Origin of the sequence: Treponema sp. Marseille-Q4132 (assembly GCF_014334835.1) — a bacterium.
GTDB classification, from domain to species: domain Bacteria; phylum Spirochaetota; class Spirochaetia; order Treponematales; family Treponemataceae; genus Treponema_D; species Treponema_D paredis.
Genome location: NZ_CP060591.1, coordinates 1 through 26,401, shown reverse-complemented (window position 1 = coordinate 26,401; position 26,401 = coordinate 1). Strand labels below are relative to the sequence as shown.

Sequence of the window (26,401 nt, the reverse complement as noted above, 5' to 3'; positions counted from 1 at the left end):
ACTCCCATAAAAAATTTTGCAGAAAGTTGCAACAAAGTTTCAAGCAAAGTGCAAGTTCCGAAAAAGTTTCCAATCGTGCGCCCGAACGGATATGCCGTCCGCAAAGCGCGTTCGTGTGATTTTTTTATTTTGACAAAAACACAAGATTGTGTCAAGATAGATTGTCAAAACTATCCTGCTAAGCACATCGGAAACCGTATTTTTTTCCGCATTTGCTGCAAGCGGTGCGGCAAAATGCGATCGAAATCGGATTTGATTAAACTTTTTTCTATTATCTAAAACCGCATACCCCGCTTTACGCGGGGAGCGGCTGTTCGACACGGCGCTTTTATGAACACGGATCAAAACCGTTTCGTACAATTCAGACTGTTTCCGCACAGCGTTCTATGCGTTGTGCGGAAAGCCGCTTTAAATCTTCACCGTATTTTTTTATCAAAAGAGATGCTTCATCGTTTTCGCTTTCTCGGCGCTTGAATATTTCGAAAAGCGGAACAAGCACAAAGGCTCTTTCGCGCATTCTCGGATGCGGGATCGTAAGCGCTTCGTCGTCGATTTCCATATCGCCGAAAAGTTCGATATCGATGTCGAGGGAACGAGGTCCGAAGCGTATTTCTTTTTTCCGGTTGCGTCCGTACTTCGCTTCTATTTTATGAATTTCTGCGAGGAGAGCGTACGGCGTAAGTCCTTCGCGGACGGCGCCCTGCACGACCATATTGTAAAAATCGTTTTGATCGGCGACGTAAAGCGCCTGAGTCCGATATATCGAAGAAGCGGTAAACGAAACGAAAAGCGGACGCAGTTCCGCACAAGCCGCCTTTACGATATCGATCGGCGGCATGGAGCGGTACGGCATATTCGAGCCGATGCCGAGCGTCGCTTCACGCAATCAAAAAAGCTCCTCTTCGTTCGCCGCGGGTTTTGCACCCGTCTTTCCGCCGTCGCTTTTTTTCGCATCGACGGCAGGGCGAGCATCCGTTTTTTGTGCGGCGGGTTTTACCGCATCGGATTTTACGTCGACTTTACCCGCATCGCCCTTCGCCGCGCCGTCTTTCATCTTGAGCGCTTGTCCGGGAAAGAGTTCGGCGCGCAATTTTTTTTCGATATTTGCGGCATAGTCTTTATTCGTTTCGAGGAACTGCACCGCGTTTTCTTTTCCCTGTCCGATTTTATCTTCTCCCGCCGAATACCACGCGCCTCTCTTTTCGATGAGGCCGTGCTTTACCGCGGAATCGAGCAGGCTCGCCGCCGCCGACACGCCTTTTCCGAAATAGATGTCGAGTTCGACTTTGCGGAACGGAGGAGCAACTTTGTTTTTGACGACTTTTACGCGCACGCGGTTTCCCATCGCCTCTTCGTCGCCCTTCCCTTCGATCGATTCGATACGGCGGATTTCGAGACGCACCGACGAATAAAATTTCAGTGCATTGCCGCCCGTCGTCGTTTCGGGATTTCCGAACATGACGCCGATCTTCATGCGGATTTGATTTATAAAAACGAGGATCGCATTCGACTTGCCGATGATAGCCGTGAGCTTTCTGAGCGCTTGGCTCATGAGGCGCGCCTGCAAACCCATGTGGCTGTCGCCCATATCGCCTTCGATTTCGGCCTGCGGTGTTAAAGCCGCAACCGAGTCTATGACGATGATATCGACCGCGCCTGAGCGGATCAAATCTTCGGCGATTTCAAGCGCCTGCTCTCCCGTATCCGGCTGCGATACCCAAAGATCGTCGATATTGACGCCGAGGCTTTTCGCATACTGCGGATCGAGGGCGTGCTCCGCGTCGATAAAAGCGGCAATGCCGCCGAGCTTTTGCGCTTCGGCGATCGCGTGGAGAGCGAGCGTAGTCTTTCCCGAAGACTCAGGCCCGTACATTTCGATGATGCGCCCGCGAGGATACCCGCCGATGCCGAGCGCTTCGTCGAGCAAAATAGAACCGGAGGGGACTACGTCGAAACCCGCAGTGTCCGCTTTCGTGCCGAGCTTCATCAGAGAACCCGCACCGTATTGCTTTTCGATCTGGAGCCGTGCGGCTTCCAAAGCCTTTAATTTTTCCGACTTATCCGTCATCTGGTTTACAGCTGCCGTTGCCATTGTACACCTTCCTTTATCAATTTTTTTCCGCACCGTTTTCGTACAAAACAGGGTGCCGCAAAACTCGGACACGCTCCCGAAATCGACTCGATTTTTTTAGAGCTGCCCTCTATTATATCGCCGAAACTTTGCCGTTTTACGCGGAAATCGCATAAAAAACTGCAGCCTACGGCGTTTGAAGAAAATCTTTTACGCTCTGATACACCGACCGCCCTTCCAGATTCATCTTTCCGTTTTCGAATACGATCTTTCCGAGCACTTTCACCGGAAGCGAACTCGTAATCCCCGGATCGGATTGGAATTGCACCGGCACGATGCCGACGACTTTTTCCATCGTTTCATAGCCGACAAGCAAATCGAAACGGTATGAAGTCCCCTGCACGGCGGCATTTGAAACGCGCCCCGACCAGACGGCATAACAGTCTTCGTAGAGCACGGGATTTTTCACCGCATCTTCATACGCGGGATTGTCGGCGATCGTGTCGAAAGTCGGCGGCGAAAGATAGCTCATCAAAATGCGCGCTTTTTGTTTGATCGAAAGCGATGCGTTCGAATGCAAAATTCTGTTGATTTCGATCTGAGCCGCGTTGTCGCGGTAGGCTTGAAAATACCGCTGAGCGCGCGCATAGCTTTCGGTTATCTCTTTATTCGACAGGATAAACGCATAGGCCGAAGACGCCATATCCTTTTCCTGCGCGTATTTCGCTTCGTCGGAAGAAAGTGCGAGTGCCGACAAATCCGCCCGCTCTCCTTCGGAAGGACTTCGCGGAGATCGGATAATGAGCAACGCAAAAAGAATGCCGAAAACACAGGCAGCCGCGGGAACGGCGATCCCCAAAATCTTCCACGAATGAGCGGAAATCGGCGGATAAAACCGTTCGATCTTTCCGTTGTCGATCCATCGGCAAATCGTATCGTAGTCGCCCTGCGTACGGATAAATTCGAGCGCCTTTTTTGCGATCTTATTTTCAGGATCGCCGTCGAGCACTTCCAGATAATACTGCAGCGCGCGGTCGGTATTGCCGCGGCGTAAAAAAAGCGCGGCCTGTCCCAAAAGCAAAGCAGTATCGGTGAGTTTTATCTCCCGCGCTTTTTGATAATACATCGAAGCCGTACCCGCGTCCCCCGCATAGAGACAGGCGTTTGCGAGCAAAATATAATAAGCGAAATTGCCTTCGTAGATTTCGCTCCGCCCTTCGAGGAGTTTTATCGCAGACGGAAAATCCCTGCGCGAGAGCATTTTGGAAGCGACATCGAGAACATCGCGCGGCATAGCCTTACTGCCGCCTCAGCTGCGCGAGAATCACATCGAGCTCGGCGTTAAGCTCGGCAAGTTCATCCGCGTCCGCATCGTAATCGCTCAAAGCTTGTATTCTTTGCAAAAGAGAGGTAACGTATGCTTGGTTAAGTTTCCATTCCGGAACGGTCTTCTCGTCCGCAATCTTCGGTTCCGCATTATCGGACGGAAGCGATTTATCGAAAGAAGCGATATAAGCGTTTCCTTTAGGCAGGTTCCCGTCGGCGGAAAGCGCGATATAAAAAACGACGGCCGCTTCCTCACCGCTTTCGAGCGCCGTTTCCGGCCAATGTACGGCGAGCGCGGAATTGTTGTAGGAAGTCACACTGTCGAAAGAGCGAGAGGGGACGAAAAGAGGACGCCGCATCGGAAGAGAAAGCAGATCCTTATTGCCGAGCGTCGCCGATTCGATCTTTGTCGTATCCGCTCCGTATAATAAAAACTGCACGGAAGCTTCCGAACCTTGCGATAAAATCCAGCGAGATGCGCTCATATCGTAAAACTGCGTTTCGGAATTGATCGATTGTATATTTGCCGTCGAAAAATGCTTTTGCGTCTTTTCTCCGAGCACCGTGTCGAACACGCCTTTGAGAGCGAATGTGTTGCGCTTTTTTCCCTTATTGACGACGGAGACGCGCACTTTTACGATATCGTCGATATCGCTTCCGGGTGATTTCGCAAACGAAAAATCGATCGCGACTTCCGCAATTTTATTAATTTTGTATACGAGCGACGCTCCGTCGGAGCTCAGAGCCGCACCGGTTGCCCCTCCTCCGGTTGCGCTTAAGCGATATTCTTTTTTTCCTGCAAAAAGCGAAAAATAGGTAGATGTAAACGCATCCGCTCCCGAAAAAACCGCCGTTTCCTTTCCGTCCGCGCTTCGGGCGTAGATCTGAAAAGTTCCCTTTTCGCCTCGAAGCACGAGCTTGACGCACCCTGAAGATACGGTGACGGTCTTCGCTTCAGGCCCCTCTTTTGCAAAAAGATTTCCCGACATCGATACAATGAAGCAGACGGCAAATACGGCGCCGCGTAAAAAAAATCGTCTTTTCACTGTGCGCCCTCCCTCATCAGCGCTTCGGCTTCCCTCGCTTTCGCTTTGAGACGGAGCACGCGTTCGTTCACTTCGGCTTTTTGGGCGGCAAGTTTATTTTGCAAATCGGAAACTTCGGCATACAAGCGTTCGTTTTCCGCAGCAAGCGCTTCGTTTTTTTTCTGCAGATCGGCCGCTTTTTTTTCGCTTCCGGAAGAAGTGATGCTTACCGTATCGTACATGTGCAGCTGCTTTTCGTAATCTTCTTTCGCCGCCAAATACGCTTCCCCCGTTTTTTTCAGGAGGTACAATAATTTTTCTTCGCGCGCGCGCTGAGCGATCGCTTCGATGCGCTGTTCGGCCGCTTTCGCTTTTGCATCGGATGAAAATTCACGCACGATGCGCTCATACAAAGGAAGCGCTTCATCGTAATTGTAGCCGGCGTAAAACGATTCGGCGATCCAAAAGAGAGACGATGCATACATTTCGTGATCGGCATATTGGTGACAAAAATCGCTTAAAAGCAACACCGCTTTTTCATATTCTCCGAGATAACAAAACGCGCGCCCTTTTTGATACTGCACATAGGATTCATACGGACCGCCCTGAAAATTCCTAAGATAATAATCGCAGTCGGCAAGCGCTTCGTCATACGCGCCGGTATACATTTCCGCCGCGATGAGCATATAGCGCGTTTCGCCCGTATCGTTTTCGGGATAGGCAGCCGCTTTACGGAGCGAAATCATCGCCGAATACCAATCGCCCGATTTAAATGCGGTACAGCCCTGAGTGAAAGCGGTATGCCCTTCACGGGATGCGGGAAAAAGCGCCGCCGCGCAAAAAACGAGAGCGGCAAATGCGGATGCAAAACGTTTTATGCTCGCAATCATACACACTCCAAATCGAACTCGCCTCTAAAAAACGCGGATCCCGACACGACGATATCGGCATCCGCACCGATGACCAGGGGCGCCGTCGTTTTATTGATGCCGCCGTCGACGGAAATATCGAATGAAAGATTTTTTTCTTTTTTGATTGCAGCGAGCTCTTCGATTTTGCGAACGCACGACGGAATAAAAGTTTGACCGCCGAAGCCGGGATTTACCGTCATGACGAGCACGAGGTCGATAAAAGGCAAAATTTCGGAAAGTGCGGAAACGGGCGTCGACGGTACGAAAGCGATACCCGCCTTTTTACCGAGCGATTTTATATGCTCGACAAGGCGATGAACGTGAGTCGTCCCTTCGAAGTGAAAGGTGATCCAATCGGCGCCGCAATCGGCAAAAGAATCGACTTGCCTTTCCGGATATTCAACCATAAGATGCACATCGAAAGGCAGCTTCGTGCACGGTCTGAGAGAAGCGATAACCGGCTGCCCGTACGAAATCTCGGGCACAAAGCTTCCGTCCATCACGTCGATATGCACGGCAGAAGCGCGTTTTTGTTCGATCAATTTGAACGCCGCTTCCAAATGCGCAAAATTTGCCGAAAGCAGCGACGGAGAAAGCCTAATCGTACTCATTTTATTCAGTATACCGAAATACGGGTAAACTGTCTATTATCGATAATTATATCGATAATTATTTTACCGGCCGATGCGAGGTAATTTACAAAATCCGCCGTTCATACTACTATGCTCCTATGATCGGAATCGTCGATTACAACGCAGGCAATATCAAAAGCGTCGAACACGCGCTCGAATCGCTGGGCTTTCCGTTTACGGTTTCCAAAAGTCCGAACGAACTGGCCGGCTGCAGCCGTCTCATCGTTCCGGGAGTCGGAGAAGCCGCTTATGCGATGGAACAGCTTTCACGCACGGGCTTCGATTCTTTTTTAAAAGATTGGAGCGCTGCGCACAAACCGCTTCTCGGTATCTGTCTCGGCTCACAGATCATCTTCGATTACTCCGAAGAAGGGGATACCGCCTGTCTCGGTCTCATCAAAGGGAAAATTATTAAATTTTCATCGCTGTGGAGAGCATCGCACGACGAAACGCTTTGCCTCAAAGTGCCGCACATGGGATGGAACGATTTGACGTACGCGAACGGCTCTTCTCCCCTCTTTGACGGTGTCGCAGAGCACTCCGATTTTTATTTCGTACACTCCTATGTAATGCAGAGCGAAGACCCGTCCGTCGTCAAAGCTTATACGAACTACGGCGGCATCGTTCCCGCAGTCGTCGAAAGCGGCAGCGTCGCGGCTTTTCAATTCCATCCTGAAAAATCGGGCGCGAACGGTCTTAGACTCCTTGCAAACTACTGCCGCGGAAAAGACGCGTACTGCGCTTCACATCCCGATACAAAGGATTTACGCACGAAAAGCGCAAAGGGAGATGCGCTATGCTGAAAAAACGGATCATCGTCTGCCTCGACGTCAAAGACGGGCGTACGACCAAGGGCATCAAATTTCAAAACAACCGCGATATCGGAGACCCCGTTACGATGGCCGCAGAATACTGGAGGCAAGGCGCGGACGAACTCGTCTTTTACGATATCATGGCGTCCGCAAACGAAAGAGGCCCCATACTCGACCTCGTCGCACGCGTCGCACACGAAGTGTTTATTCCCTTTTGTGTCGGAGGAGGTCTTGCGACGATCGACGACATCCGCTCGACGATCCTTGCAGGCGCCGAAAAAGTGAGTCTCAATTCCCAAGCGGTAAAAAATCCCGACCTTATCCGGGAAGGCGCACGCGTTTTCGGAAACCAGTGTATCGTACTCGGCATGGACGCTTCGCGCGATGAAGCGATGCCGAGCGGTTACCGCGTATTCATCAACGGCGGAAGGACGAAAACGGATTTGGATGCAAAAGAATGGGCGCAAAAAGCGGTTTCGCTCGGTGCGGGCGAAATCGTTTTAAACGCGATCGATACCGACGGTGTGCAAAACGGTTACGAACTTTCGCTCACACGCATGATTTCCGAAAGCGTTTCCGTTCCGGTCATCGCATCGGGAGGCGCGGGATGCGTGCAGCACATCGCCGATGCGTTTACGGAAGGAAAAGCAGACGCGGCGCTCATCGCAACGATGGTGCATTCGGGAAACTATACGATCGCCCGCATCAAACAGGAACTCGACGCGCAGCATATTCCGGTGAGGTTATAATGAGCACACCTCGATGGCATGAACCGACTCCTGAGGACGCCGAACAATTATTTTTGGCGGCGTGCGGAGAAGACCTCATGAGCAGCACCGATTCGTACGCAAACATCATCTTATACCGCAAAAAATATAAAACGCAAGTGTGCTATTGCGGAGGAAACGTTTTGCGAAAATACGGTGCGCTCGAAGCGAGCGAACGCGATATCGAATCGACTCGGACGCTCTACGGTTTTCCGCTCGGAAAGGGCGACATGCGCAAAACGATCGATTTTTTAACAAAAGACGCGGAACAAAACGGCATGCCGCTCGCCTTCCCGCTTCTTACCGACAGACAAAAATTATATCTCGAAACGAAGATGCCGAACCGCTTTACTTTTACCGAGCGGAGAGCCGACAGCGATTATCTGTATTTAACGAAATCTCTTGCCGAACTTCCGGGCGGCAAATATCATAAAAAGAAAAATCACATTTCGCAGTTTATGAGAAAGCACCCCGATACGGAGTACCGCCCCCTTTCAAAAGAACTTGCGCCCGATGCGCTTTCGGTCGAAAACGAGTGGTTTAAAGCAAACGGCGGAGACGGCGACTACGACAAAGAAATCGAATTCGAAATTATTAAAGAAGCGCTCGATCTCTTCGATGAATTGAATCTTTCTGGCGGAATTTTATATGCCGACGGAAAGCCGGTCGCCATGACAATCGCTTCGGCCATTACGGGATATGCCGCAGACGTCCACTTTGAAAAAGCCGTTCCCGAATACGATCGGGACGGCGCCTATGCGGTGATTAACAGGGAATTGGCAAAAGCGATGATACGATTCGATTATTTAAATCGGGAAGAAGATTTGGGAATTGAAGGATTGCGCAAAGCGAAACTTTCGTATCACCCCGATATACTTTTGGCAAAGTGGAGAGCCGAACAGTAAAATTTTCAAGGAAGCAAAACATGACGACATTCACACAGCGGCATGACGATAGGGGAACGTTTTACAGCGAAATGAAATTGCAGTTTTGCCAATGCAATATGCTTTCAAACCTGAATCTTTCCGAACTGCTGCGCTTGACATCCGATACGGCGATTGAAGATTATTATGAGCGCGGCATTTCATTTACATTTCTCGCCGAACACAATTATGCAATTTTACTTTCGCGCCTCTCTTTCCGCTTTCATAAAATGCCGAAAGCGAACGATCACATCACGATCGCGACATGGGAAGAAAAACCGGAAGCATTACAGCTCACAAGGGCATATGAAATAAAAGCCGAAGACGGCACGCCTCTCGTAAGCGGTTCGAGTTCGTGGCTCGTCGTCGATTATACATCGCACCGCATTATCCGCACAAAAGATTTTACACTGCGGCCGGAACCGATTCGCAAAGAAGTGCACGACTGTATGGCTCCGGGAAAAATCGCAATCCCCGAAAATATCGCCGAATGCGGGAGCCGGCCCATCTGCTGGTCGGATATAGACGCGAACGGACACATGAACAATTCCCGCTACGGCGCTTTTGCGATCGACTGCCTGCCCGAAGCATACCAACGAAAAAACTTTACCGATTTTCGCATGAATTATTCACACGAAGCGAAAAAAGGCGACACGATAACGATGTTCGCGGCTTTCGACGATGATGCAAAAAAGATAACCGTCGTCGGAAAACATGAAAAATCGACGTGCTTTGAAAGCGAACTGTATTATTAATTAACAAAAAAATCGGCGGACAGCGTAAACATACCGTCCGCCGCGGAAAGCGTATTCAAGCGTATAAAAATCAGTTTATTCGATCAGTTCGATTTTATAGCAGTATTCCATGCTTCAAGCAATCTATTTTTATTCTTGCCCGACCACGCAAAATCGTACATAATCAATTTCGTATTGCGCAGTGCCAAAGCTTCATCGGGCGTATGCGCATCGGGATTTGTCAAAAAATGATATGAGTTCGTGTATTTTTGCCCGATTTCCAAACAAGCAGGCGTCATACACCAGTCAATAAAGATTTTTGCAGCTTCAGCTTCCGGTGCGCCTGCAATCATCGCAACGGAACCGAGTTCATAGCTCGTACCGTCTTCAGGAACGGCAAGATAAATATTATCGTAACCCTGTTTCAACATACGGATACCGTTATGAATAAACGTAATACCTATCGCACATTCGCCGAGTGCTGCCGAGCGGGAAGGAGCTTCTCCGCTTTTCGTATATTGTTTTACCTGTCCGTTCAGCGCTTTCATATACTTGATACCTTCGGCTTCGCCTCTCATCTGTACCATTGTGGACAACAACAAATAACCGGTAGAAGCAGAACCGGGGTTCGATACGATGATATGGCCTTTGAATTCCGGTTTAAGCAAATCGTTCCATGAACGCGGATATGCAACACCTTTATGATCTGCAAACCATCTCTTATCACAAATAAAGCCGAGATAGCCGATCGTCAACCCTGTCCAATAACCATCGGGATCTTTAAACTGTGCAGGTATTTTTTTTGAATTAGGCGATACGTAGGATTGAAGCAGACCTTCGCTCTTTGCAGTGATAAACGAATCGGCGGATCCTCCGTACCACACACTTGCTTTCGGATTTGATTTTTCAGCACGAATTCTTCCGAGTGCTTCACCTGCACTCATGCGCACAAAATCGATGTGGATACCCGTCGCCTTTTCAAATTCTTCGGAAACTTTCATGCCGTACTCTTCAACGTAACCGACATACATCGTCAAATGTTTCGGTTTTCCCGGTTTGTCATCGCCTCCCGATGCAAAAATAGTCCCCGCAAACAAAAGTGCGACAAACGCCATTCCAATCTTTTTCATGTATACCTCCAAAATATTTGCAGAAAATTACAATTTTACTATTTATCCGACAATATAGACGCTGTTTTCATTCATATGTATACGGACTTTTTCATTTTCTTTAAACATCTGCGTTCCCATGGGATTGAGCTGTTCGACATCAAGCACGATATCTCCGAGTTGCACGAAATATTCCGCATGCGCCCCCATAAAAGTCGACATCGTAATGACGCCGTCAAACTGACCTTCCCTTCCGACGGAGATCGATTCGGGGCGCACGACAACGGTTACCGATTCGCCGCTCGTATACGTCGCAGCGCGATTTCCCTGCACGCAAAGTTCTTTACCGTAGATTTCGACAAGAACGCCTTTTTCATTCTGCCCTCTGATGACGGCTTTCATAAAATTCGCGCGTCCTATAAAATCCGCTACGAATTCCGACGCGGGTCTTTGGTAGATTTCTTCCGGGGTACCGATCTGCTCTATATGCCCCTTATTCATAATAATAATTTTATCCGATAAGGCCATCGCTTCCGATTGATCGTGCGTTACATAGATACTCGTTACGCCGAGCCGCCGTTGAATTTTTCTAATCTCCGTTCGCATACTGATGCGGAGCTTTGCATCGAGATTCGAAAGCGGTTCGTCAAACAACATGACGCCGGGCTCCATTACGAGCGCACGCGCAAGCGCTACGCGCTGTTGCTGTCCGCCTGAAATCTCGTTCGGATAGCGTTTTTCCATACCCGTCAATCCGACCAATTCGATAATCGCGGCAACCTTTTCCGAAATAAGCTTTTCCGGCAGTTTATTCATCCGTAAACCGTATGATATATTGTTAAACACATCGTAATGCGGAAAGAGCGCATACGATTGAAACACCATAGCGGTATCGCGCTTATCCGGAGTAAGATTATTAATTTTCTCATCTCCGAGAAATATCGAACCGGATGTAGGGACTTCAAATCCCGCCACCATACGCAGCGTCGTCGTTTTACCGCAGCCCGACGGTCCGAGCAGCGTTATAAATTCACCCGGTTCTATATGCAAGCTCACATCATCGACCGCGCGAAACACGGATTTATCGGGTGCAATATATTCTTTTACAATGTGTTCAAGCCGTACCGATTTTGATTTCGCATTCATTTCCATAAATTACACTCCAGTCAAGCAAGTTTAATATCTTTTTTATTGACACCGAGCAAACCGATTACCCGGTACAGTATTGCAATCGCGATATAAACGACGGCTATCAACATCGTCGACATGGCCGATGCAACACCGAATTTTCCGGAATCGACTTGATCCAAAACGGATACGGTAAGCAATTTGTAGCGTGCCGACACAAGAAATATAACCGCACTAACAGACGTCATACTCTTAACAAACGTATATACGAGTCCCCCGAAAAAGGCAGTCTTAATAAGCGGGAGTGTTACCGTAACGAATGTCTTAAACGAATTTGCCCCCAAATCGGCGGCAGCTTCTTCGATAGACGGGTCTATTTGCTTGAGAGCCGTTACGCCCGACTGAACGCCGATCGGCAAATAACGGAATACATAAGACAGAACGATGATCAGCATCGTACCGGTAATGGCGAGCGGCGGCGTATTGAATGAAAGCACATAGCCGATACCCATAACGGTACCGGGAACCGTCATACCGAGCATGGAAACAAACTCCATCGCTTTGCGTCCCGTAAAACGTTTGCGCACAATGAGGAATGCCGTTATCATCGCAAGAATACCGGTTACGGGAGTCGCAAGGGCGGCCATGATCGTCGAGTCGCGAAGACTCTTTCTACCGACACCGAACGCATATCGATAGTTTTCAAACGTAAACGTATAATCGACTCCCCATAATTTAACAAACGATACCAGCGGAATTAAAATATACAAACCGATAACGACAAAAGAAATAATATAACAGATTGTCGTCAACGGAAATGCGATATGCTTTTCATCTATCAATGCGCGCTTCCGAGAGGCTTTTCCCGTAATCGTCACGAAAGATTTCTTTTCGATCCAAAGTTTACTCATCGCAAAGAGTGACATGGAAATAAGCAGCAGAAGAATAGCGACCGCCGCTCCGCCCTGCATATCGTAGTTACCGATAGCCTGATAATAAATTTGAGTCGCAAGTGTTTGATAATTTCCTCCAATCGTAATCGGATTACCGAAGTCTGCGACTGATTTGATAAAGACAAGCAAAAAGGAATTTGCAATTCCCGGAAGCGTAAGCGGCAGCGTTACGTGGATAAACGTTTTCCCGCGCGAACCGCCCATATTGCGGGAAGCTTCTTCAATAGACGGATCGATTGAAGAGAGTACTCCGTTCAACAAAAGATATGCAATCGGAAAATACGAAAGCGTTTGTGCAAACAATAATCCGCGAAAACCATATACGTTGACATCGCGCATACCGAGCAGCGTATACGTGATAAGTCCTCTGCTTCCGAACAGAAGGATAATAGAAAGCGCTACAGCAAACGGAGGCGATACGATAGGGAGCATCGCAATCAGGTTGAATATGCTTTTCCATTTCATTTTAACGTATGAAGCGCAATAAGCAAATAAAAAACCGATCACTGTAGAAAGTACACCGCTTGTAACGCCAAGCACAAGACTGTGTGTCAACGCTTTAAGATTTTCCTCGGATGTAAATGCCTGTACATAGGCTTTCCCCGATATCGTACCGTCAAACGAACGAAAACTTTGAATCAATACATTGACGAGCGGAACGACGACAAAAACGACAAGAGAGCACATCGTAAATATAATGGTTATAAAAAGAATGCCGTCCATCGGTTTTTTCGTTCCGGACAACTTCGGCATACAAGCCACCTCCCGCGCATAAGGTTCAATTCAATAATGCACAGTATATACCCGCAAGAATATCTTTGTCAAGAAAAAAATATTCCTTGCATAAAACTTTTTTTCATGATACACTGATATCGTTAAAATATGAAGAAAAGCAACAACGCTCCAGTCAGCGTTATGTACGACATTAAAAGCGTTTACGCATCGTTCAGCGACAAAGAAAAGATTATCGCGGATTTTGTTTTAAAATACGGCGGCAAATCGGCTGAATTAAGCATTACGGAGCTTGCAAAAAAAATCGGTACGAGCGAAGCAACGCTTGTGCGCTTCGTAAGAAAAATCGGCTATTCGGGGTATCAACAGTTTCGGCTTGCCCTTGCAAAAGAAAGCGTTAGCGCAAATATGCAGATATTTGAAATCCCCGTCACGGAAAACGACGATATCGCCGACAGTGTATTTTTACACACGATCCGCACACTTGAAACAGGGCGTAAACTTCTTAATAAAAAAGCTGTCGCGCAAGCCGCGTCCGCTTTGGCAAGTGCGCGGCAAGTACTGCTGTTCGGATTGGGCGGATCGAATATCAACGCTCAGGATGCTCTTCATAAATTGCTGCGTACGGGTCTTACTTGCCGAACGGCTGCAGATTTTCACATGCAGCTCATGCTCGCTTCCCAATCTAACGGCAGCGATGCCGCTCTCGTATTCAGTCATTTGGGCAACAATTACGATACCATTTCAATCGTAAAAGAATTGCGCCACACAAAGTGCAAGATTATCGCGCTTACAAGTTATGACAATTCTCCGCTTGCAAAGCTTTCGGATATCGTATTGCAGGTAAGTCCCGTCCACAGTTCTCTTGTATCCGAATCCTTTTCGGCAGGAATCGCCGCCGCGGTTTTAATAAACGTTTTATATGTGGAAGTAATGAACAATTTAAAAGACTCGGGATTAAAGAGTCTTAATAAAATGCGCAGTACAATAGCACGGAGGAAAGTATGAAAGCATCTATCGGCGTTATCGGTCTTGCCGTAATGGGTGAGAATCTCGTATTGAATATGGAACGCAACGGTTTTACCGTCGCCGTTTTTAACAGAACTCCCGAACGGGTTGACGCATTCGCAAGCGGCAGGGCAAAAGGAAAACACATCATCCCCGCGCACAGATTGGAAGATTTTATCGCATCCCTTGAAAGGCCGAGAAAAGTTCTCATGATGATAAAAGCGGGAGAGCCGGTCGATGCAATGATCCGATCACTCATTCCTCTTATGGAAAAAGGAGATATCATCATCGATGCGGGAAACTCATACTTCGAAGATACCGAACGCCGCGAAAAAGAAGCGGAGGCGAAGGGCATTTTCTATATCGGTACGGGCGTTTCGGGCGGTGAAGAAGGAGCTCTCAACGGTCCGTCCATTATGCCGGGCGGAAACGAAGCGGCATGGCCCGAAGTAAAAGCGCTTTTTCAAAGCATTGCGGCAAAAGCCGAAGACGGCGAGCCTTGCTGCGATTGGATCGGCAAAGGAGGAGCGGGACATTTCGTTAAGATGGTTCACAACGGCATCGAATACGGCGACATGCAGCTCATTTCTGAAGTGTACGACATCATGAGGAAATACGGCAGTATGGATGCTTCCGAAATAAGCGGAGTTTTTACCGGTTGGAACAAGGGAGACCTCGGTTCGTATTTGATAGAGATTACGGGAAAACTTTTGGCATACAAAGATAATGATTCAAGCTTCCTCGTCGACAATATTCTCGATGCGGCCGGACAAAAAGGTACCGGTAAATGGACGGGCATCACCGCTCTCAACGAAAGCGTACCGCTCACGCTTATAACCGAATCAGTATTCGCCCGTTGCCTGAGTGCGGAAAAAGACGAGCGCATACAGTGTGAAAAACTGTTCCCGTCACAAAAACTTCACAGTCCGACTGCAGAAGAGAAAAGCGATATGATTAAATCGCTGCACGACGCATTGTATGCGGCAAAGATTATTTCGTATGCACAAGGTTTCGAGCTCATCCGAAAAACGGGATTACATCGCACATGGAATTTAAACCTCGGAAATATCGCAATGCTGTGGCGGGGCGGCTGCATTATCCGTTCGGTATTTTTGGATAAAATTAAAAATGCCTACGCCCGAAACGCTACCCTGCAAAACCTCATCATGGATCCGTATTTCAGTGCAATCTTAAACAATTCGCACGACGCATTGCGAAAGACGGTTGCGCTTGCGACAATGAATGGTATTCCCGTCCCTTCCCTTTCAGCCGCTCTTTCGTGGTTCGACGGTATCCGCTGCAATAATTTACCGGCAAATTTGCTGCAGGCGCAACGCGATTATTTCGGTGCTCACACCTATGAGCGCACGGATAAAGAGCGAGGAATTTTCTTTCACACCGATTGGACGGGACACGGCGGAAGTACGGCATCGACGACATATTCCGTATGAAACTGCTTATCCTTGAATCGAGTACGACATCCGCAAAAGCGATGCTCTACGATGCCGAAAGCGATAAGTGGCGCATCGCGACGAAGCCCTACGGCTTTGTCCAGGACTCAAACGGGACGCACGACGGAGAAGCAGTATTTTTGAAGACCGCGCAAGCAGCAAAAGAAATCGCAGGCGGCATACAGGTCGATATCATTCTGCAAAGTACGACATGGCACAGCCTCGCACTCATCGACAAGGACGGTGCACTTTTATCCCCCATCGAATTATGGTCGTATACAGGTGCGAGCGAACTGTGCAGAAGACTTCGCGAAAACGGATTTGAAAAAAACTATTACCGGAAAACAGGCTGCCTCGTCAATTCCACCTATCCGTATTTTAAGCTCATGCACAAAAAGGAAAACGGAACGCTTTTATCGAATACGAAGATCGGAGGACAAGGCGAATACAATACATACCGTCTAACAGGCGCATGGGTTACGACGCTTGCCATGGCGTCAGGAACGGGACTGGTCAATATCGATTCGCGCACATATGACGCCGAACTGCTTTCTTCGCTCGATATCGATGAATCCATTTTACCGGAAATCGTCGGGACGGAAAAAACGCTTCCGCTTTCAAAAGAAGGCGCGCTGTTTTTCGGGCAAAAAGAAGGAACGCCCGTAGTTCCCGCATATCCCGACGGAGCACTCAATCAAATCGGAGCGGGAGCGCTAAAAGAAGGCATTATGACTTTTTCCGTCGGTACCAGTGCGGCCATCCGCATGACGACAGAACGACCTCTCCTTCCCAAAACGCCTAGTTTGTGGAGCTATTTTACGCTTTCATCCCATTTACTCGGAGCTGCGGTAAGCGGCGCATGCAATTGCCAAGACTGGTGTAAAAAAACATTTTTTCCGAACGATGCGCACTATGCCGATATCGAAAAAAAGTTATCACATAAAAACGATACGCCCGTATTTTTGCCGTTTTTATTCGGCGAACGCTGTCCGGGCTGGGATGAAAAGCGACGAGGCGGATTTTTATCCGTCAAACCGGAACACAATATTTACAGCCTTTATCAATCGGTATTGGAAGGCGTACTGTTCAGTGTCTATCACTGCTATGAAATACTCGTCCATACGGCAGGTTATCCGAAATTAATAAAATTATCCGGAGGAATTCTGCATTCCGAATTTTGGATGCAAATATGCGCGTCGCTTTTCGATATGCCGATGACGATCGACGAATCGGAACAAAGCTCCGTTATGGGCTGTGCTGTAATCGGTTTGTATCTTCTCGGAAAAATCGATTCACCCTTGTCCTTTCAGCCGCAAGTACGGCGTACCGTAGAAGTCGATCCCGCATTAAGCGATATATATCAAAAAAAATATCGTGCATACAGGGAATGCTATCAAAATCGGTAAACGTCGAATGCATGAAAATACTATGAGCTTTCAAATCAATCCGTATTATTAGTCAAGACTTTCGACGCAGAGCATCGGGGGGTGTTCTCGTAAGGCGGTTGCAGTCCGGGTATTAAAGCCTCCGTACGAATTAAAAATTCGGCGGACAGCATAAACATACCGTCCGCCGCGGAAAGCCTGCCGATCGACAATAGAGCGAACAAAAAAAACCGTCCGCAATGCCGCACAACCGCTTTACTCGGGACTGTAGCGGGCGCGGCTCGTATCGGTTTCAAATACGTCCACGGCGGATAAAAATGCGCCCTCTTTTCCGCGCGCATACGACAGATCGACACCCGCGTGCCGCACTTCGGCGATGAGCGCATCGTAAATATATTTTGCAATGCGTTCGGCGCTCGGATTTTGCAAAAAGACGGCATATTCGTTTAAATTCGTATGATCGAGCTCATCGCACACGGCTCTGAGCGCCTTTTTGAGCTTTGCAAAATCGATGAGCATACCGCCGCTTCCGAGCGTCGCGCCTTTTACATGAGCGAGTACGGTATAATTGTGCCCGTGAAGGTTTTCACATTTTCCGTTGTAATCGCGGAGAAAATGCGCTGCGGAAAAATTCGTTTCGACGCGTACTTCAAACATAAAAAGAGTATAGCACATAATCGGACAAAGGGCAGTACCAACTGCAATGCGGCAATGCGCTATGTTGAAAAAGCGCATATTTATCGCTACAATCGCTGTATTATGGAAAAACTCTTGTCACAGTTGCTGCCTTCTTTTGCGCACAAAGCGCTTGCAGCCGACGGCATCAGCCCCGTCGAAACCGTCGATATCATGAATATTCCGATCACGAGTCTCGCATTCGATTCGCGCGACGTAAAAGAGGGCTCGCTTTTTTTTGCGCTGCCCGGAACGCATCAAAACGGAAACGATTTTATATCCCAAGCGCTTGAAGCGGGTGCAAACGCAGTCGTCTATCAGGGAGATATTCCTCACGAAGTTCGGCGGGAGTGTGCAAACATCATCGCACGGCGTGCGATCGAAAGCGCCGTCGGCAAAACGAAACGATATCTTCCGGCTTTTTTGCGCGTAAACGATGCGCGCTTTGCCATGGCGCCCGTCTCCGACGCTTTTTACGACTCCCCGTCAAAGCGTCTCATCGTCATAGGAGTGACGGGTACGGAAGGGAAAAGCAGCACGGTTTCGTTTATCTGGCAGCTCTTACGTCTGTGCGGAGAAAAAGTGGGCTTTATTTCGACAGTCGAATATTCACTCGGAGGCGATGCACTGCCCAACCCCGAACATCAGACGACGCCGGAAGCGCCGATTATCCAAAACCGTCTCAACGCAATGCTCGAAAACGGCTGCACTTATGCGGTCATCGAATCTTCTTCGCACGGGCTTTCCGTCCTGACGAACAGACTCGGCAATGTTCAATTCGACTGCGCGGTTTTTATGAACGTCACGCTCGAACACCTCGAATTTCACAAAACCTTCGAGCAGTACCGAAGCGATAAAGCGAATCTTTTCCGCGCGCTCGACAAGTGCGACCACGTTAAAACGATCGCCGGCACTCCGATGAAAATTCCTTCCATCGGAGTCGTCAACGCCGAAGATCCGTCAGCAGTCTATTGTATCAATTCGACAAAGCATCCCGTCTATGCGTTTACGACCGAAGGACAGGCGGGAAAAGCCGCAGCGGAAACGGGAGCCGACGCGGTCGCCCTTCCGCCCGTACCCGAAGGAGTCCGCTGCATGACGGCTCGGAATATCGCAGCGGCGCGATTCGGCATTTCATTTACGATCGACGCGGACGGAGAAGACGCCGTCTTCCGCTCGAACGACGATCCGGCCTTTCCGAGAAAACATCCTGTCATCCACGTCACCGCTCCGCTTCCCGGCGCGTTCAACGCATACAATCTCATGGCGTCCCTCATCGCGGTGAGCAGCGTTACGCAAAAATCCTTTGAAGAAGTCGCGCGCCACTTTCCGTCACTCACTCCCGTCAAAGGACGCATGACGGTTATCGACAGAGGACAGCCTTTTGAAGTCATCGTCGATTACGCGCATACACCGTCCTCTTTCGAAACGATATTTCCGTCTATCAGAAAAAGATGTACGGGAAGGCTTTTCGCTCTTTTCGGTTCGGGAGGAGAACGCGATTTGACGAAGCGGCCGCTGCAGGGTGAAATTGCCGCAAAATTCTGCGACGTCATCGTGCTCGCCGATGAAGATCCGCGAGGCGAAGATCCCGTTGCGCTGCTCGAAATGATTGCAGAAGGCGCCGAAAAGCGCGGCAAAAAAAAGGGGATCGATCTCTTTATCATTCACGACCGGCCGCAAGCGATCCGCGAAACTTTTAAAATGGCGGCAAGCGGGGATATCGTGCTGCTACTCGGAAAGTCGCACGAAAATTCGATTATCTACAAGGACAAAACCCTGCCCTACGATGAAATACGCGAAGCGCTCGCCGCGCTTTATGAATCGGGCTACGCATAAGCAGGGCGCTCCACGTTTATTAATTTTAAGAAACACTCTTATTAATTATTAAAATCGTTCTTATTAAATCTTCCAGCTGACGGCGAGCTTTCGCGCATCGACGAAGCGGCGGTATATGCCGTTTTTCCTCATAAGCGATGCGTGAGTTCCCTGTTCGGCGATTTTACCCTTATCGACGACGACGATCTGATCGGCTTCCCGCACCGTTTTTAATCGATGCGCTATCATCAAAATCGTTTTCTTTTTCGTCAGCGCGTCGATCGCTTCCATAAGCTCTTTTTCATTTTCGGGATCGACGTTCGCAGTCGCTTCGTCAAGTACGATTATCGGAGCGTCTTTCATAATCGCGCGCGCGATGGAAATGCGCTGTTTTTCTCCGCCCGAAAGACTCGCCCCTCCCTCTCCGATGACCGTATCGTAGCCGTCCGGGAAGGCTGAGATAAATTCGTGACAGCACGCTTTTTTTGCCGCGGCGACAACTTTCGACATGGGCGCGTCGCTCTGCCCGAAGCGTATATTGTTCGCGATCGTATCGTGAAAGAGATAGACGTTTTGAAAGACGAAACTGAAATTTTTCATAAGGCTGTCCATGCTGTACGTTTTTACGTCTTTACCGTCAAGAAGAACTCTTCCTTCCTGCACGTCCCAAAATCGCGATATAAGACTGCACAGCGTCGTCTTCCCTCCGCCCGAAGGTCCGACAAAAGCCGTCGTCGTTTTTTCGGGAATATGCAGCGACACGCCGTCGATGATCTTTCGGGTATCGTACGAAAAGCCGATATTTTCGACATCGATATCGCATTTTTTAGGCGCGATGTCTTCGCCGCTCGTATCCATCGGCTGCAAATCGAGGATGGCATTCGCTTTATCGATACTCGCGTCTATGACGCGGAGCAGCGCGGAATAATTTCCCGCCGAATCGAGGTGCGCATAAAGCATAAAAGAGCTTATGATCATAATGACGGCGACAAGCAGATCCATGGAACCTGCTATATACAATGCGATCGAAAGCGCGCTCATCGCAACTCCGAGCGCCTTTGTGATAAAATTCTGCACGGTCGTATAGCCGTTAAATTTTACTTCCATCCGTATGTTGATATCGGCGTTGCCGTCGATCGCTTTGACGAGCTTTTTTGCTGTCGCTCCGGTCAAATTGTAGGCTTTTACTTCCGCGATACCTTGAATATATTCGAGGATGCCTTCGACGAGAGCCGTATCGGCTTTCATCTTTTGCGGAGCAAGGCGGGCTGCCTCACGCTGCATACCCCGATTTACAAATGAATAAAGAACAAGACCTGCAACAACGACGATACCGATTCTCCAATCGTAAAACAGAATCATCACGGCGACAAGCGCCGTATTTAAAATACCCTGAGTCGTCATCATCACCACACGGGAGGCAATATCTCCGAGACTCTCCATCGTATTCGTCGTTACGGACGCAATGGAGCCGAGACTGTTATTGTTAAAATAGCCCATCGGAAGATAGCGCAAATGTTCGGCGATTTCGATCCGCTTTTCCGCACATGCCGTGTACCCCGCTTCCGTTTGCAGTATCGTCGACGTATAGCGCACGAAAAAATTGACAACCATACTGCCGAACATGATGGCGGTACAGGTAAAGATCGTCCGGAAGGTAATCTCACCCGAAATTATCGCGGAAATCATAACGGCGATTGCGGGAATTTTCATCGCATCGCACATAGCCATGACGACGCCGAGCAGGATGGCGATATAGAATTTCTTTTTATTGATGCCGCCCGCAAAATTAAAAAATTTAAACAATATCTCAAACATCTGTCGTATCTCCTAGTCTTTTGCCGCGCTTAAACCGTCTTTGACCGATATGTGCGCTTCCCACATCTTTGCATACAGACCGCCGCGCGAAAGAAGTTCGCGGTGCGCCCCTTCGTCGTCGAGCTTTCCGTCTTTGATGACGAAGATTCTGTCCGAGTCTTTGATCGTCGAAAGACGATGCGCGATGACGAGCAGCGTTTTTCCTTTTACAAGCTTTGCAACCGACGACTGAATAACGGCTTCGTTTTCGGGATCGGTGTACGACGTCGCTTCGTCGAGGATGACGACGGGTGCGTCTTTAAGCATGGCGCGCGCGATCGCGATGCGCTGCCGCTCGCCGCCTGAAAGGTGTCCGCCGGAATCTCCGACGATCGTATCGTAACCGTGTTCGAGACTTTCGATAAATTCATGGCAGCCGCTTTTCTTTGCAGCTTCTTCGACTTCTTTATCGCTTGCACCTTCTTTTCCCATGCGGATATTTTCACGAACGCTTTCATTGAAAAGGTAATTGTCCTGCGATACGAAAGCGATGCGTCTGTTGTACGCTTCGAGCGGAATCTTTCGGATATCGACGCCGCCTAAAGTGATGACACCCTCGCCCGCGTCCCACAGAGACGCGATGAGCTTTGCGATCGTCGATTTACCGCTTCCCGAAGGCCCCACCAAAGCGCACACCGAACCGTCGGGGATTTCGAGGGAAATGCCGTGCAGCACTTCTTTTTCGCGGTAAGCGAATCGAACGCCGTCTAGACGGATCGCATTTCCATTAGGCTCTTCGATCATTTTGTCGGGACGAGAAAGTTCTTTCCGCTCGAGGATATCCGAAACTTCTCCGATAACGACGCTCACTTTTGCCATATCGTCGATATACGACATCGCGGTGATAAGCGGTGCTATCAGGGCGACGCTCAAAATGATTATTTGAATAAAATCTGTTGCGGCAAGTGATCCGTTTTTAACGAAAAATCCGCCGACGGGAAGAACAAATAAAAGCGTCGCAGGCGTGATCACCATCGTAAGCGTAAAAAATATATTGGTTCGCCGCATCCAGTCGATAAAGCAGGACGCACCCTCTTTCGCCGCAACGACGAAGCGCTCGTATGAACTTTTAACTTTGCCGAACACTTTGATAACTTCAATGCCGTTGATGTATTCGACAGCGGTATCGTTAAGCGCTTTCGTTTTGTCGATAACGCGCTTCCACGACGCTTCATAGCCTATCCACATACACGAGCCGAAGATAAGGCCGAGCGGAAGAGTTGCGAGCGCCACGAGCGCCATACGCCAATCGATAAAAAAGAGATAGACGAGTACACATAACGGTGCAAAAAGATTTCCGATAAACTCGGGCACGACATGAGCGAGCGTCGTTTCGATGCTGTCGACTCTTTCAACGAGCGTGTTTTTGAGAGAACCCGACGGAATATCGAGTACATTGCCGAGCGGCAATCGAGCGAGTTTATCGCAGCACCGTTTTCTGATTTCTGCGAGTACGCGGAATGTCGCTTTGTGCGAAAGAAAAGTCGAAACTGCGTGCAGTACGACGCGGAACGCCCAAAACAAAATTATAAAAATAAGATCCGCGGCAAAAGAGCCGAAAACGCGCGTGCCAGTCAAAAGTTTTTTGATGATATCGGCGATAAAAAAATACGGAGCGATACCGCACAAAACGCCGAAAGCTGCGGTAAGCACGCTCAACACATAGTACGCCTTACGCTTTTCCGCAAACTCTATGATCCAAGAAACAGCCGAACGTTTTTTTTCTTTCATCGATTATACCTTTCCTTCGCGTATCGGTTTTTTTACGGCACACATTCGCAGATACCGTTTTATTAGCTTATGCTAACTTGAAAAAATTGTAGCGTATCTCGGCAAAATCCGCAAGTAAGCGCTTCAAGGCGTCATAACAATATCCCGCTTGTTAATTTTTATTATATACCTTATACTAATGTTATGAGAGAGCGTATAACACACAATATAAAGGCACATACCTTTAAGAGAGGGGCGGCACTCATCACAGCCGCACTTATTGCAACGACACTGCTGTTTACCGCCTGCACGGACAGCTCGGACGCAAGCGGCGGAACGCCTTCAACGTCTGCGGATGCAGGCTCTTTTGAAAATGCAGACACCTTTGTAAAAATAATACCTCCGACAACCGGCACCGAAGGCGTTACCCCTGACTACACCTTACCCGGATCAGGAAAAGCGTTCTGGAAAGGCGTATTTATTGCAGGACGAAAGGTAAAATTAAGCCCCTATGTACTCGGTAAAACTGAGGTAACGTACGAATTATGGCACAAGGTACTGACATGGGCAAAAAGTAACGGCTACACCTTTGCAAACAAGGGAAGAGAAGGCAGTGCCGGAGGCGAAGGAACTGAGCCTACAGAAGCAAGAAAAAAAGAACCTGTAACTTATGTAAGCTGGCGAGACTGCATAGTATGGTGCAATGCGTATACGGAAAAAGAAAAAGGAATAGAGCACTGTGTATACCGCAAAAGCAAAACCGATACTGCGGTATTAAAAGACGCAACGAATACATCTGATTGCGATGCCGCCTATGCCGATATGAGTAAAAAAGGCTTTAGGCTGCCGACTGAAGCTGAATGGGAATATGCCGCCCGCTGGCAGGGAAGTGATAACACAAATGCGGTACGATACGGCGATGTATGGCTTACCAAACTTGACAGTGCAAGCGGAGCAAAAAAGCCGATAGGCTTTAAAGAACTGCCCTCTTTACCCGATGGAGAAACTTGGATAACTTTACGGGATGAGCTTACAAGGGTAGCCGTATATGGCAAATGGTGGAACGGAACCGGATGGGAGTCCGAAGTCACTAAGACGACTGTAGTAAAAAGCAAAGCGCCGAATGCACTTGGTTTATATGATATGTCGGGAAATGTCTTGGAATGGTGTTTTGATCGGTATGATCCAGAGCCTGCATTAAACGATGACGCTTATAAGAGTGAAGATATCGTTACCGATCCTCAAGGTCCCGCGGAGGGCACTCGCCGTGTTGTACGCGGCGGTAGTTGGAGGCTCTACGCGTATAACTGCACTGTAGGCATACGGAACAGCGGCGACCCTGAAGCCAAGGGCGATGCTCTCGGCTTCCGCTTGGCGTGGCGACCGTAATTCGATAAGCGCCAAGCCATTCCCGCGCCGCACATCGATAAAAAGCATAAGACAAGCTCCTGCTGCGTTTGCACTTTATGCGTTTTTCTGTTAATCTTTATCGATTATGAATTTTAAAAATACAGAAAGCACTCCTCACGTATATCCCGAAGGCTGCGTATTTTCATCGCTCGCCGACATAAAAAACAAACACATCACCGTCATGGGACTCGGCTTAAACGGCGGCGGAGAAGCGGCCGTCAGATTTTTTTTGAAGTACGGAGCATACGTCGTCGCAACCGATATGAAAACCACCCGAGAATTAAAGCCGACCGTCGACTCGCTCAACAACGATCCCTCGCTCAATCGGACACGGCTTACCTATCGGCTCGGTGAACACAGGATCGACGATTTCCGCTTTGCGGACTGCGTTATTAAAAATCCCGGAGTAAAATACGAAGGCAATACCTATCTCGCTTGTGCAAAAGCGATAGAAACCGATATGAGCGTCTTTCTCGCGTTTACGAAAGCGCCGATCATCGCGGTGACGGGCAGTAAAGGAAAATCTTCGACTGCAAGCGCGATCTATTTCGGTCTTTCACAGGCGGGTCTCATGGCCTTTCTCGGCGGAAACATCACCGTGAGCCCGCTATCGTTTTTGGAAAAGACGAATGAAACGACGCCTGTCGTGCTTGAGCTTTCGAGCTGGCAGCTTGCGGATCTGCGAGGAAGAAAATTATTAAAACCGCGCATTTCGATCATTACGAAAATCGTGCCCGACCATCAAAATTGGTACGGTGACATGGCATCCTACGTCGCCGATAAACGCCTCATCTATGTCGATCAGGGAAAAGACAGCTGTTCGATTTTCGATGCGGACGCCGACGATAAAGAAACGCCCGAACCCGAAGCGGGTCTTTCATGGGGCGATTTTTTTGCGCGCGAATCGAAAGCGACGGTCTTCCGCTACAGTACGAAAGCCCTTCCTTCTGGCGTATACGGCGCTTGGCAGGAGGCGGATGCGGACGGAAAATTTTTGGGAAAGGCGCGCCTTCCGGGAAACGATACGCCCATAACGCTGCTCCGATCGGTATCCGTTCCGGGACTCCACATGAGGGCAAATATTTTAAATGCGGCGCTCGTTATGGCGCTTTCCGGAATTCGGGCGGAAAATATATCGAATATTTTAAGCCGGTGGAAAGGCATACCGCACCGCTTGCAGTACTTCCACGTATGGAAACAAAATAATATGCGCTTTCACTTTTACAATGATTCGTGCGCGACCGTTCCCGAAGCGGCAGCCGCCGCCGTCCGCTCGTTTAAAGTACCGGTCATTTTGGTCGCAGGCGGAACCGATAAAGGATTGGGACAAAACGCGCTTTCCGAAGCGCTTTCGCACGATGCGCAAAAACGGGTAAAAGCGCTGTACTTACTTTCGGGAACGGCGACCGACAAATTGACGGAATTGCTTCGTGCCTCAGACACTCCGTTTTACGGCCCTTACGATTCCCTCGGCGAATTGCTCGGTGCGCTCAAAACGAACGAATGCGCCGACGATGAGCGGAACGGAAACGAAGTCGTCCTATTTTCTCCGGGCGCGACATCGTTCGGTATGTTTACGAACGAATTCGAACGCGGCTCGAAATTCATGGAAGAAGTAAAACGCATATTTCGGTAAGTCCGGGCCTAAGCACAGAACTGATGCCGCGAAGTACAAAGCGACGATTGCAACAATTAAACCTTGTCTTTTCTCAAAAATAATGTATAATATTATTGTATGATATCGCGAGTCCATACTGCAGTTAATCAGTTTTCTTCAAAAAAATATGCACAAAATGCCGCTCAAATACTTGACACGCACAAATACACTCCCATAATTACTCGCAACTCGCAACTCGCAACTCGCAACTCGCAACTCGCAACTCGCAACTCGCAACTCGCAACTCGCAACTCGCAACTCGCAACTCGCAACTCGCAACTCGCAACTCGCAACTCGCAACTCGCAA

General features: G+C 48.9%; 23 protein-coding genes. 11 read left to right on the top strand and 12 right to left on the bottom strand.

Annotated elements, in window-relative coordinates; genetic code table 11:
* Window positions 1–361: 361 nt before the first annotated feature.
* The 6 genes from folK to rpe form a co-directional block, all read right to left on the bottom strand.
* The gene (gene folK, locus H9I35_RS00110; protein ID WP_187419659.1) at window positions 362–886 is read right to left on the bottom strand and encodes a 2-amino-4-hydroxy-6-hydroxymethyldihydropteridine diphosphokinase; all 525 of its coding nucleotides are present in this window, start codon (window positions 884–886) and stop codon (window positions 362–364) included.
* Entirely contained in the window at window positions 887–2,092 is a 1,206-nt protein-coding gene (gene recA, locus H9I35_RS00105) for a recombinase RecA (protein WP_187419658.1), read from the bottom strand.
* 166 nt (window positions 2,093–2,258) lie between these two features.
* Entirely contained in the window at window positions 2,259–3,365 is a 1,107-nt protein-coding gene (locus H9I35_RS00100) for a tetratricopeptide repeat protein (protein WP_187419657.1), read from the bottom strand.
* Between the two features lie 4 nt (window positions 3,366–3,369).
* Complete coding sequence (locus H9I35_RS00095; protein ID WP_187419656.1) at window positions 3,370–4,443, bottom strand: hypothetical protein; 1,074 nt, start codon at window positions 4,441–4,443, stop codon at window positions 3,370–3,372.
* Complete coding sequence (locus H9I35_RS00090; protein WP_187419655.1) at window positions 4,440–5,312, bottom strand: tetratricopeptide repeat protein; 873 nt, start codon at window positions 5,310–5,312, stop codon at window positions 4,440–4,442. Before H9I35_RS00090 ends, H9I35_RS00095 begins: the two co-directional genes overlap by 4 nt.
* Window positions 5,309–5,944: a ribulose-phosphate 3-epimerase gene (gene rpe / locus H9I35_RS00085; protein WP_187419654.1), complete on the bottom strand. Its 636-nt coding sequence runs from the start codon at window positions 5,942–5,944 to the stop codon at window positions 5,309–5,311. Before rpe ends, H9I35_RS00090 begins: the two co-directional genes overlap by 4 nt.
* A 119-nt stretch (window positions 5,945–6,063) precedes the next feature.
* Here rpe and hisH point away from each other — a divergent pair, with 119 nt between their 5' ends.
* The 4 genes from hisH to H9I35_RS00065 are packed head-to-tail and all read left to right on the top strand — an operon-like array spanning window position 6,064 to window position 9,222.
* The gene (gene hisH, locus H9I35_RS00080; RefSeq protein WP_252722675.1) at window positions 6,064–6,768 is read left to right on the top strand and encodes an imidazole glycerol phosphate synthase subunit HisH; all 705 of its coding nucleotides are present in this window, start codon (window positions 6,064–6,066) and stop codon (window positions 6,766–6,768) included.
* Window positions 6,762–7,526, top strand: a complete 765-nt coding sequence (gene hisF, locus H9I35_RS00075) for an imidazole glycerol phosphate synthase subunit HisF (RefSeq protein ID WP_187419653.1) — start codon at window positions 6,762–6,764, stop codon at window positions 7,524–7,526. Before hisH ends, hisF begins: the two co-directional genes overlap by 7 nt.
* A complete protein-coding gene (locus H9I35_RS00070) occupies window positions 7,526–8,449 on the top strand; it encodes a DUF2156 domain-containing protein (protein ID WP_187419652.1) in 924 nt (307 codons plus the stop codon). The genes hisF and H9I35_RS00070 overlap by 1 nt, the downstream gene beginning before the upstream one ends.
* A 20-nt stretch (window positions 8,450–8,469) precedes the next feature.
* The gene (locus tag H9I35_RS00065) at window positions 8,470–9,222 is read left to right on the top strand and encodes an acyl-[acyl-carrier-protein] thioesterase (RefSeq protein WP_187419651.1); all 753 of its coding nucleotides are present in this window, start codon (window positions 8,470–8,472) and stop codon (window positions 9,220–9,222) included.
* 83 nt (window positions 9,223–9,305) lie between these two features.
* Here the strand turns inward: H9I35_RS00065 and H9I35_RS00060 are convergent, their stop codons facing one another.
* The 3 genes from H9I35_RS00060 to H9I35_RS00050 are packed head-to-tail and all read right to left on the bottom strand — an operon-like array spanning window position 9,306 to window position 13,144.
* A complete protein-coding gene (locus H9I35_RS00060) occupies window positions 9,306–10,331 on the bottom strand; it encodes an ABC transporter substrate-binding protein (protein ID WP_187419650.1) in 1,026 nt (341 codons plus the stop codon).
* A gap of 42 nt (window positions 10,332–10,373) precedes the next feature.
* The gene (locus H9I35_RS00055) at window positions 10,374–11,462 is read right to left on the bottom strand and encodes an ABC transporter ATP-binding protein (RefSeq protein WP_215905295.1); all 1,089 of its coding nucleotides are present in this window, start codon (window positions 11,460–11,462) and stop codon (window positions 10,374–10,376) included.
* Window positions 11,463–11,476: 14 nt separating this feature from the next.
* Window positions 11,477–13,144: an ABC transporter permease gene (locus tag H9I35_RS00050; RefSeq protein WP_187419649.1), complete on the bottom strand. Its 1,668-nt coding sequence runs from the start codon at window positions 13,142–13,144 to the stop codon at window positions 11,477–11,479.
* Between the two features lie 129 nt (window positions 13,145–13,273).
* On the opposite strand from H9I35_RS00050, the gene H9I35_RS00045 reads away from it, so the two are divergent.
* Genes H9I35_RS00045 through H9I35_RS00035 form a run of 3 tightly spaced genes read left to right on the top strand, consistent with a single transcriptional unit; the run spans window position 13,274 to window position 16,988 of the window.
* Window positions 13,274–14,131 (top strand): MurR/RpiR family transcriptional regulator, encoded by an 858-nt coding sequence (locus tag H9I35_RS00045; protein ID WP_016519767.1) that lies wholly within the window; start codon window positions 13,274–13,276, stop codon window positions 14,129–14,131.
* Entirely contained in the window at window positions 14,128–15,582 is a 1,455-nt protein-coding gene (gene gnd / locus H9I35_RS00040) for a decarboxylating NADP(+)-dependent phosphogluconate dehydrogenase (protein ID WP_187419648.1), read from the top strand. Before H9I35_RS00045 ends, gnd begins: the two co-directional genes overlap by 4 nt.
* A complete protein-coding gene (locus H9I35_RS00035; protein ID WP_187419647.1) occupies window positions 15,579–16,988 on the top strand; it encodes a gluconokinase in 1,410 nt (469 codons plus the stop codon). Before gnd ends, H9I35_RS00035 begins: the two co-directional genes overlap by 4 nt.
* Window positions 16,989–17,222: 234 nt before the next feature.
* Here the strand turns inward: H9I35_RS00035 and queD are convergent, their stop codons facing one another.
* The gene (gene queD, locus H9I35_RS00030) at window positions 17,223–17,624 is read right to left on the bottom strand and encodes a 6-carboxytetrahydropterin synthase QueD (protein WP_187419646.1); all 402 of its coding nucleotides are present in this window, start codon (window positions 17,622–17,624) and stop codon (window positions 17,223–17,225) included.
* A gap of 102 nt (window positions 17,625–17,726) precedes the next feature.
* Between queD and murE the strand changes: the two genes are divergently transcribed.
* Complete coding sequence (gene murE, locus H9I35_RS00025) at window positions 17,727–19,481, top strand: UDP-N-acetylmuramyl-tripeptide synthetase (RefSeq protein WP_187419645.1); 1,755 nt, start codon at window positions 17,727–17,729, stop codon at window positions 19,479–19,481.
* A 63-nt stretch (window positions 19,482–19,544) separates the two neighbouring features.
* Here murE and H9I35_RS00020 read toward each other — a convergent pair whose 3' ends face one another.
* Together H9I35_RS00020 and H9I35_RS00015 are read right to left on the bottom strand one after the other, a co-directional pair.
* On the bottom strand, window positions 19,545–21,278 hold the full coding sequence (locus H9I35_RS00020) for an ABC transporter ATP-binding protein (RefSeq protein WP_187419644.1): 1,734 nt from the start codon (window positions 21,276–21,278) through the stop codon (window positions 19,545–19,547).
* A gap of 12 nt (window positions 21,279–21,290) precedes the next feature.
* Window positions 21,291–23,048 (bottom strand): ABC transporter ATP-binding protein, encoded by a 1,758-nt coding sequence (locus H9I35_RS00015; protein ID WP_187419643.1) that lies wholly within the window; start codon window positions 23,046–23,048, stop codon window positions 21,291–21,293.
* A gap of 183 nt (window positions 23,049–23,231) precedes the next feature.
* Here H9I35_RS00015 and H9I35_RS00010 point away from each other — a divergent pair, with 183 nt between their 5' ends.
* The 3 genes from H9I35_RS00010 to H9I35_RS12390 form a co-directional block, all read left to right on the top strand.
* Window positions 23,232–24,416 carry a formylglycine-generating enzyme family protein gene (locus tag H9I35_RS00010; protein WP_187419642.1) on the top strand — a complete coding sequence of 395 codons (1,185 nt, stop codon included), beginning with the start codon at window positions 23,232–23,234 and terminating at the stop codon, window positions 24,414–24,416.
* Between the two features lie 106 nt (window positions 24,417–24,522).
* On the top strand, window positions 24,523–26,073 hold the full coding sequence (gene murD, locus H9I35_RS00005) for a UDP-N-acetylmuramoyl-L-alanine--D-glutamate ligase (RefSeq protein ID WP_187419641.1): 1,551 nt from the start codon (window positions 24,523–24,525) through the stop codon (window positions 26,071–26,073).
* A 99-nt stretch (window positions 26,074–26,172) separates the two neighbouring features.
* Window positions 26,173–26,401: hypothetical protein (locus tag H9I35_RS12390; protein ID WP_215905294.1), on the top strand; the 229-nt coding region annotated here is incomplete at its 3' end.

Bases quoted from the DNA above. Each gene is read 5' to 3' on its own strand.
- recA (WP_187419658.1), bottom strand. From the start codon at position 2,092: ATGGCAACGGCAGCTGTAAACCAGATGACGGATAAGTCGGAAAAATTA.
- H9I35_RS00100 (WP_187419657.1), bottom strand. From the start codon at position 3,365: ATGCCGCGCGATGTTCTCGATGTCGCTTCCAAAATGCTCTCGCGCAGG.
- H9I35_RS00090 (WP_187419655.1), bottom strand. From the start codon at position 5,312: ATGATTGCGAGCATAAAACGTTTTGCATCCGCATTTGCCGCTCTCGTT.
- rpe (WP_187419654.1), bottom strand. From the start codon at position 5,944: ATGAGTACGATTAGGCTTTCTCCGTCGCTGCTTTCGGCAAATTTTGCG.
- hisH (WP_252722675.1), top strand. From the start codon at position 6,064: ATGATCGGAATCGTCGATTACAACGCAGGCAATATCAAAAGCGTCGAA.
- hisF (WP_187419653.1), top strand. From the start codon at position 6,762: ATGCTGAAAAAACGGATCATCGTCTGCCTCGACGTCAAAGACGGGCGT.
- H9I35_RS00070 (WP_187419652.1), top strand. From the start codon at position 7,526: ATGAGCACACCTCGATGGCATGAACCGACTCCTGAGGACGCCGAACAA.
- H9I35_RS00065 (WP_187419651.1), top strand. From the start codon at position 8,470: ATGACGACATTCACACAGCGGCATGACGATAGGGGAACGTTTTACAGC.
- H9I35_RS00060 (WP_187419650.1), bottom strand. From the start codon at position 10,331: ATGAAAAAGATTGGAATGGCGTTTGTCGCACTTTTGTTTGCGGGGACT.
- H9I35_RS00055 (WP_215905295.1), bottom strand. From the start codon at position 11,462: ATGGAAATGAATGCGAAATCAAAATCGGTACGGCTTGAACACATTGTA.
- H9I35_RS00050 (WP_187419649.1), bottom strand. From the start codon at position 13,144: ATGCCGAAGTTGTCCGGAACGAAAAAACCGATGGACGGCATTCTTTTT.
- H9I35_RS00045 (WP_016519767.1), top strand. From the start codon at position 13,274: ATGAAGAAAAGCAACAACGCTCCAGTCAGCGTTATGTACGACATTAAA.
- gnd (WP_187419648.1), top strand. From the start codon at position 14,128: ATGAAAGCATCTATCGGCGTTATCGGTCTTGCCGTAATGGGTGAGAAT.
- H9I35_RS00035 (WP_187419647.1), top strand. From the start codon at position 15,579: ATGAAACTGCTTATCCTTGAATCGAGTACGACATCCGCAAAAGCGATG.
- queD (WP_187419646.1), bottom strand. From the start codon at position 17,624: ATGTTTGAAGTACGCGTCGAAACGAATTTTTCCGCAGCGCATTTTCTC.
- murE (WP_187419645.1), top strand. From the start codon at position 17,727: ATGGAAAAACTCTTGTCACAGTTGCTGCCTTCTTTTGCGCACAAAGCG.
- H9I35_RS00020 (WP_187419644.1), bottom strand. From the start codon at position 21,278: ATGTTTGAGATATTGTTTAAATTTTTTAATTTTGCGGGCGGCATCAAT.
- H9I35_RS00015 (WP_187419643.1), bottom strand. From the start codon at position 23,048: ATGAAAGAAAAAAAACGTTCGGCTGTTTCTTGGATCATAGAGTTTGCG.
- H9I35_RS00010 (WP_187419642.1), top strand. From the start codon at position 23,232: ATGAGAGAGCGTATAACACACAATATAAAGGCACATACCTTTAAGAGA.
- murD (WP_187419641.1), top strand. From the start codon at position 24,523: ATGAATTTTAAAAATACAGAAAGCACTCCTCACGTATATCCCGAAGGC.